Annotated in this window: 6 protein-coding genes and 1 pseudogene; 2 read left to right on the top strand and 5 right to left on the bottom strand. The window is 66.1% G+C overall.

Features of this window, described 5'->3' with window-relative positions; all coding sequences use genetic code 11:
• The 5 genes and pseudogenes from ACN469_RS34390 to ACN469_RS34370 form a co-directional block, all read right to left on the bottom strand.
• Positions 1 to 422, bottom strand: a pseudogene (locus tag ACN469_RS34390) (phage tail protein); the annotation flags it as partial.
• 10 nt (positions 423 to 432) lie between these two features.
• Complete coding sequence (locus ACN469_RS34385; protein ID WP_498775004.1) at positions 433 to 1,329, bottom strand: hypothetical protein; 897 nt, start codon at positions 1,327 to 1,329, stop codon at positions 433 to 435.
• Positions 1,326 to 1,919, bottom strand: coding sequence for a Pvc16 family protein (locus ACN469_RS34380; RefSeq protein WP_498775002.1), 594 nt, complete (start codon positions 1,917 to 1,919; stop codon positions 1,326 to 1,328). The genes ACN469_RS34385 and ACN469_RS34380 overlap by 4 nt, the downstream gene beginning before the upstream one ends.
• A gap of 330 nt (positions 1,920 to 2,249) precedes the next feature.
• The gene (locus tag ACN469_RS34375) at positions 2,250 to 3,428 is read right to left on the bottom strand and encodes a hypothetical protein (protein WP_498775000.1); all 1,179 of its coding nucleotides are present in this window, start codon (positions 3,426 to 3,428) and stop codon (positions 2,250 to 2,252) included.
• A 32-nt stretch (positions 3,429 to 3,460) separates the two neighbouring features.
• Entirely contained in the window at positions 3,461 to 4,366 is a 906-nt protein-coding gene (locus ACN469_RS34370; protein WP_498774998.1) for a LysR family transcriptional regulator, read from the bottom strand.
• 171 nt (positions 4,367 to 4,537) lie between these two features.
• Between ACN469_RS34370 and ACN469_RS34365 the strand changes: the two genes are divergently transcribed.
• Together ACN469_RS34365 and ACN469_RS34360 are read left to right on the top strand one after the other, a co-directional pair.
• Positions 4,538 to 5,707, top strand: coding sequence for an aldo/keto reductase (locus ACN469_RS34365; RefSeq protein ID WP_498774996.1), 1,170 nt, complete (start codon positions 4,538 to 4,540; stop codon positions 5,705 to 5,707).
• A gap of 5 nt (positions 5,708 to 5,712) precedes the next feature.
• Complete coding sequence (locus tag ACN469_RS34360) at positions 5,713 to 6,555, top strand: SDR family oxidoreductase (RefSeq protein WP_498774994.1); 843 nt, start codon at positions 5,713 to 5,715, stop codon at positions 6,553 to 6,555.
• Positions 6,556 to 6,616: the final 61 nt, after the last annotated feature.

The following is a 6,616-nucleotide window of genomic DNA, read 5'->3' as shown; positions in this document are numbered from 1 at the left end:
TCCGTCTTGGGGTTCGAGCTCGCGTCCAGGAGCGCGCGGGCGTGGCCGTCGTTGTACTCGGTGGAGACGGCGGTGCCGGTGCCCAGGTCGATGGTGGTGTCCAGGCCCGTGTAGAGCTTGTCATCCGGACGGCGGAAGGCGCGGCTGATGTAGACCCGCTTGCCGCCCTCCTCGAAGAAGGCGCGGGCCGCGTGCCAGGTGTAGTTGTGCAGCGTGACGTCGTCGGTGAACGCGAGCTGTCGGCGGTTGCCGTAGATGCGCTCGAACTCCACCACGCTGGTGATGAGCTCGGGCTCCAGCTCCACGGGCCCATAGCGGGTGGGACCGATGAATCCGGTGGTGGTGGTGCTCACGCCCTCGATGGACTTCGAGCGGAAGCTGGTCTCTTCGACGAATACACCGGGAGCGAGATATTCAGGCATCGGTCATTTCCTAGGGAGGTGAACCCGTGGGGGTGATCCACAGCCGGGAGGCAGGCGCGTCCTGGGTGCGCAGGACGAGCTCCTGGCCGTAGCGCAGCGTTGGCTCGAGCAGCGCCTGGGGGCTGCCCGTATCCGCCCACACCCCCGCCGGGGGTTGGGACAGCGTGACGCACACGTCCGGCAGCGCCGTCCCAGGTGCGCGGTAGTCGTGATGGACGCGAAGCTGGAGCGGCCAGGTCTGCTCCAAGAGAGGAGGCCCCGGCGGCAGGCTGGACGCATCCACGGGAGAGCCGGGAGCGAAGTCCACGGGAGCCGGGTACGGGAAGAACAGCGCGAGTCGTCCGCGCTCATCCGTCATGCCGCGCGCGGTGACGCCACCCGCGGAGGTGACCTCCACCAACGCCCATGCGGCGGGAGCCTTCGCCTTCGTGTCCCACAGCTCCGCGCGCACCACGGCCATGGGCACGGCGCTCTGGCGCGTGGGCGCGGAGTAGAGCGGCACGGAGGGCGCTGGTGGTGACAGAGGGGAAGGCGGTGAGGCGACGCAGTCGAGGGAGAAGAGTCCTCGGTGTGGAAGCTGGGCGCGGAAGGAGCACGACAGGAAGCGGTCCAGGTTGTCGTGCACTTCGATGGTGTACGGACGTCGCGAGGGGAGGGCGGCCCACCACGCGTCGTCTCCGGCGTGCTCGTCCCCGAACTCCAAATCTCTCAGTCCGGGCAGGTTCATCAGCAGGTGGAGGCCCGAGCGGTTGACCACGGATTCGCGGCGCAACGAGGGCTGTCCCACGGGGAACGCGCTGACGCGCAGTCCTTCGTTCACCCACGCCCCCGTGGCCTCGTCGCGAAAGCGGATGCCGAGCGGTGCGATGCGCGACACGTGCTCGAGGACCTGGATGGCGGGCCTCATCGCTCGGTCACCTTTCCGGGCGACAGCACGCGAGTCTGGACGGGGCCGGCTTCCTCGTCGGCGATGGCGGACTCGATGCCGACCATGCGCGCGACGTACGAGGCGGAGACCTGGATGTTGGGCTTGCCGGGCTCCCAGACGTTGAGCATGTCCTGGATGGTCAGTGGCTCGTAGAGGACCGTGACTGTTTCATCCGGGAGGAAGGTGTCTGTCTCGGGTGTGCCGTAGTGATTGAGGAAGCTGGCGGTGAGGGTGGGCGTGTCCTCGAGCTGGCGCATGGCCCAGCCGAGGAGCCGGTGTTGCTTGGCGGCGGACTTCGCCCAGGGGGTGAGCAGGTAATAGAGGTCGACGGGGAGGGGCCGGCGGGTGCGGCGTCCTTGCGAGTCGAGTCGCCCGGGGAGGTTGCGGCGCGTGGTGCTGGGGGTGACGCGGAAGAGGAAGAGGGAGATGCCCTCGTCCATGGGGGCCTTGAAGTCGGAGGCCTGATAGAGGCGGAACTTCGCGCCCTCGAACTCAGGCTTGGGGCAAGCCTGCTCCAGCAGGGCCAGGAGGGCTTGTCCTACCGCTGGTATCGCCGCGTACGTCGCCACCGACCCGTGCCCCCAGCGCTGGCATCCGCCCCCCACCCACACCCCCATGGTGCGGCGGGAAGGTCAGCGGATGGACAGCAACGGGCGTGCCCACGCGGCGAAGCGCGCGCGCGTGAGTGATCCCAGCCACTTGAGTGACGCGGTGAGTACACGCGTCGCGCCAAGGCGGATGAATTGCTCCAGTGGATGGCTCGGAACCTCGCGGAATCGTTGCGAAGTCAGGGGTGGACGAAAAGGTCCATCGGCGCCTTGGCCGTGCGCGATGGCACCTCCGGGCGCACCACGGCCCTGGAGCGCGAAGGCTCAGCCGGTGTCGTGGCTACGAATTGTTCAAGGCGCGGTTTCGGCCGAGGCCGGAGTGGCCTGTCCCCGAGGGAGCTTCTTCAGCAGGTCGATGTTCTGGGCCCCGATGGACAACAGGATTCCGGCGATGTGCTTTCCGGCAAAGCGGCGGGGAAGATTTCGCATCCATGCGGGCTGGTCGGGCATGGTGCCACCGACGGGCTGGTGATCATCGATGGTGTTTCCGTGCTGCCATTGCGTCGCCAACATGGAGTTGGGGCAGGGCGTGGTGGCCACCTCCTTCTGGAACTCCGCATAGGCCTCGCGATTCGTCGGCTCCGCGAGGGGCTGAAGGTACTTCGCCATGTTGCTGGCCTCGACCAGGCCGAGGCAGCGCGAGATGCCAGACCCACAGCTTCGCGCCTTCCGGGCCACGTCCACGGGCGTGTTGATGCTGGAGAACGTCATGCTCGCCCAGAACACGGCCTTCAGGCGGTCACTTTGCTCCTGGCTCATCGGTCGCCACTCCGCGGGCGGCTCCTTCATCAGCGCATGTGCCTTGCGCTCCATCCCCAGCAGGGCATTGGCGATCATCGCGCCGAGCACGGTGTCCGTCCGGTACGACAGCCACGCGAGGTGGCGCACGTCCCGCGCTGCCTCCAGTACCTGTCCGGTCCGCATGCCTTGCAGCAGCCGGAATTTGGACCAGTCCTGGAGCGCGATGAAGTTCGGAAAGGGAGCCGTCAGCAGGTTGAACGGCTCCTCGTGTTTGAACGGGATGTTCTGGAGGATGTCCCAGCGGTCGAACCGGTGAAGCTCGCGCATCCACTCGAAGTTCAGCGACGACAGGTCCGGGTTCGACGCGAACCACTCCTCCAGCGTCTTCTTCTCCTTCAAGTGAGCGGGAAGCTGGAGCGGTGAGTCCCCGGGCATCGGCGGGCCTGGACGCTCCCACTCTGTCCAGCGGTTGAGCAGTGGCCCGGCGTCGCCCTGGGTGCGTGGCTCATGGAACCACGGGTCGGCGGCGAGCGTCGTCTGCTCCTGACAGAAGAGGTCCAGGTGCGCCGTGACGTCCTGTCGCAACGCATCGAGCGTGGGCTCGTACTTCGCGCGGATGAACATATCGAACGCGACGATGGCGATGACGATGAGGAGGATGATGCCGCTGGTGACCCACACCAGGACACGCGCAACGCTTCCTCGGGCCAGACGCAGGTTGGGACGCATGTGGGGACTCTAGCAATTCCTGGCACCGGCATTCACACGGCCTTGATGGAGAGTTCGCGCGCCGCATCGACGAAGAGGCGCAGTGGCCCGGAGCGCCGCGCCCGACTGGGGAAGTAGAGGAAGAAGCCAGGAACAGTGGGCGCATAGGCCTCGAGCACCACCTTCAGTCGTCCGGTGCGCAGATGCTCCTGCACCTGCGGTTCGAATGCGTACATGAGCCCGGCGCCTGCCTCCGCCAGGGACAGCATCATCTGGCCGTTGTTGGTGACGACGCCCCCTCGCACTGGCACGCGCCAGTTCCTACGGCCACGCTCCAGCTCCCAGGCGTAGATCGTCCCGTTCGTTTGCGAGCGGTAGGTGATGCACTCGTGGCGCAGGAGGTCCTCGGGTTTCTGGGGCACGCCGTGGCGCTTGAGATAGCTGGGGGTGCCCACCACCACGAACCGGAACGCGTCGGTGAGACGCACCTGCACCATGTCCCGCTCGATGGCCTCGGTCAGTCGCACGCCCGCGTCGTAGCCCTCCGCCACGATGTCCACGAAGCGGTCCTCGACGACGACCTCTACCTCGACTCTCGGGTGTCGCTCACGGAAGGCAGGAAGCACGGGAGTGATGACGAAGGGCATGGCCATCAGTGGGGTCGACAGTCGCAGCCGGCCCACCGCCTCGCCCGGTTGAGCGGATGCGGTCGTGAGGGCCGCCTGCATCTGGCGGAGCCCGGGACCCGCCTCCTCCACCAGTCGCCTTCCCGCATCGGTGAGGGCCACGCTGCGCGTCGTGCGCGTGAGCAGCACCACGCGCAGGTGCTCCTCGAGTTGCCTTACCGCCTGGCTCATGGCGGATCTGGAGACGCTCAGCTCGTTCGCCGCACCGCTGAAGCTCCGATGTCGCGCCACGGTCAGAAACGCCTGGAGCTGTGGGAATGGAATCGGGTTCATGCTCGGGAGCTTGCCCGGTCGCCCGCTCGGAATCACTCGAAGTGACCGTGAACTCAGAGGGTGATTGTCGAGCAGGGCTTAACAGCCCGTAGGTCTGGTGGCGTCTAGTCCTTCGCGCAGGCGGGGCGTATCTCTCAGGGCATGGTGGCACGAGACCGAAAGGGACCCGCGATGAAGAAGCACGAGCAGGCAATTGACTCGAACTCCCCAGAGCGCCGAGCCCTCGGGCGCCGAGACTTCCTGGCGAGCAGTGCTCTTGTCGGTGCAGCGCTGGCGGTGGGTCCATGGGCGTGCGCTACGCCATCCAGTCAGCCCCAGGAGAAGACCCGCGGGTTGCGTGGAGGGGAGGGCAAGTTGAAGACGCGAATGCTCGGAAGCCTCGAGGTCTCGGAGCTTGGACATGGATGCATGAGCATCAGTGCCAACTACGGCCCACCCGCTGACAGAGGCCAGGGCATCCAGGTCATTCGTTCGGCCCACGAGAAGGGTGTCACGTTCTTCGACACGGCCGAGGTCTACGGTCCCTACACGAGCGAAGACCTTGTCGGCGAGGCGCTCGCGCCCATTCGCGCTCAGGTCGTGATTGCAACCAAGTTCGGCTTCAATCTGGAAGGCCCCCCGGGACTGAATAGCCGTCCAGAGCACATCAAGAAGGTGGTCGAGGGTTCACTCAAGCGTCTCCGGACAGACCGCATCGATCTCTACTACCAGCACCGGGTCGACCCGAGTGTGCCCATCGAAGACGTGGCGGGTGCCATCAAGGAGCTGATTGCCGAGGGGAAAGTGCTCCACTTCGGTCTCTCCGAGGCGAGCGCGAAGACGATCCGCCGGGCACATGCCGTTCACCCCGTGTCCGCGGTCCAGACCGAATACTCGGTCATGGAGCGAACTCCCGAGCGAAACGGCGTGCTCGCCGTGTGTGAGGAGCTGGGCATCGGCTTCGTTCCTTGGGGGCCGCTCGGAATGGGTTATCTGCCTGGTGCAATGAATGCTCAGACAAGCTTCGACTCCAAAACGGACCTTCGGTCTGGTTTTGACCGCTTCAGTCCCGAGAGCCTGGCGGCCAACACCCCGTTCATCGACCTGCTCAAGCGCTTTGCCATCATGAAGGGCGCCACGCCCGCTCAGGTCTCCCTGGCATGGCTCCTCGCGCAGAAGCCGTGGATCGTCCCGATTCCAGGCACGCGCAGGCTGAACCACCTGGAGGAGAACCTGGCGGCGGTCCGGGTGCAGCTGACGCCATCGGAGCTTCGTGAGCTCCACGCCGCCTTGGTGAAGCTCGAAGTGCACGGCGGCCGGATGAACGAAATGCAGATGCGCGTTGTCGACGAAACGGAGTGACTCTCATGACTGATAAAAAAGTGTGGCTCATCACCGGCGCTGGCAGGGGACTGGGCGTCAACCTCGCCAAGGCGGCGCTTTCCGTCGGCCACGCCGTTGTCGCCACCGGACGTGACCCGAAGAAGGTCTCGGCGGCGATCGGGGACCACGACGACTTGCTGGCCATCAAGCTCGACGTCACTCGTCCCGAGGATGCCCGGGACGCGGTCGAGGCCACCCTCGAAAAATTCGGCCGGATTGACGTCCTGGTCAACAACGCGGGCAACTTCTACGCCGGCTTCTTCGAGGAGCTCAGTCCCGAGCAGGTCCGCAATCAAATCGAGACGCTGCTGTTCGGCCCGATGAACGTCACCCGCGCCGTGCTGCCGGTGATGCGCAAGCAACGCTCTGGCCTGCTGCTCACCATCTCTTCGACCGCTGGTATCGCTGGCGGGATGTTCTGCACGGCGTACGCCGCCGCGAAGTTCGGCATTGAAGGCTGGGTCGAGTCGCTCACACCGGAGCTTGCCCCCTTCGGTGTCCGCACGATGCTCGTCGAGCCTGGCTTCTTCCGCACCGAGTTGCTCACCGCGGGCTCCACCACCTACGCGAAGTCATCCATCGACGACTACGCGGAGCGCACCCGGGAGACCGTCGCTGCCTGGAGCAGCATGGACGGCAAGCAGGGTGGAGACCCGGTCAAGCTCGCCGGCGCCATCGTTCAGCTCGCCGGTCTCGACAATCCGCCGGCGCGCTTCGCCGCCGGTGCCGACGCGGTCCAGACCTTCGAGACCAAGGGCAGGCTGCTGCTCGACCAAGCCAACGCCCACCGTCAATTGTCTTCTTCGCTGGCGCACGACGGCGACTGACCTTGTCCCTCCATGTCGACACGCATGCTCGTCGCGGCGGCCCACTTCACCGTGGAGCTGT

The organism is Corallococcus terminator (assembly GCF_049194865.1).
Classification (GTDB): domain Bacteria; phylum Myxococcota; class Myxococcia; order Myxococcales; family Myxococcaceae; genus Myxococcus; species Myxococcus terminator_A.
The sequence above is the reverse complement of the archived record's forward strand: the minus strand, read 5'-3'. Positions and strand labels throughout refer to the sequence as shown.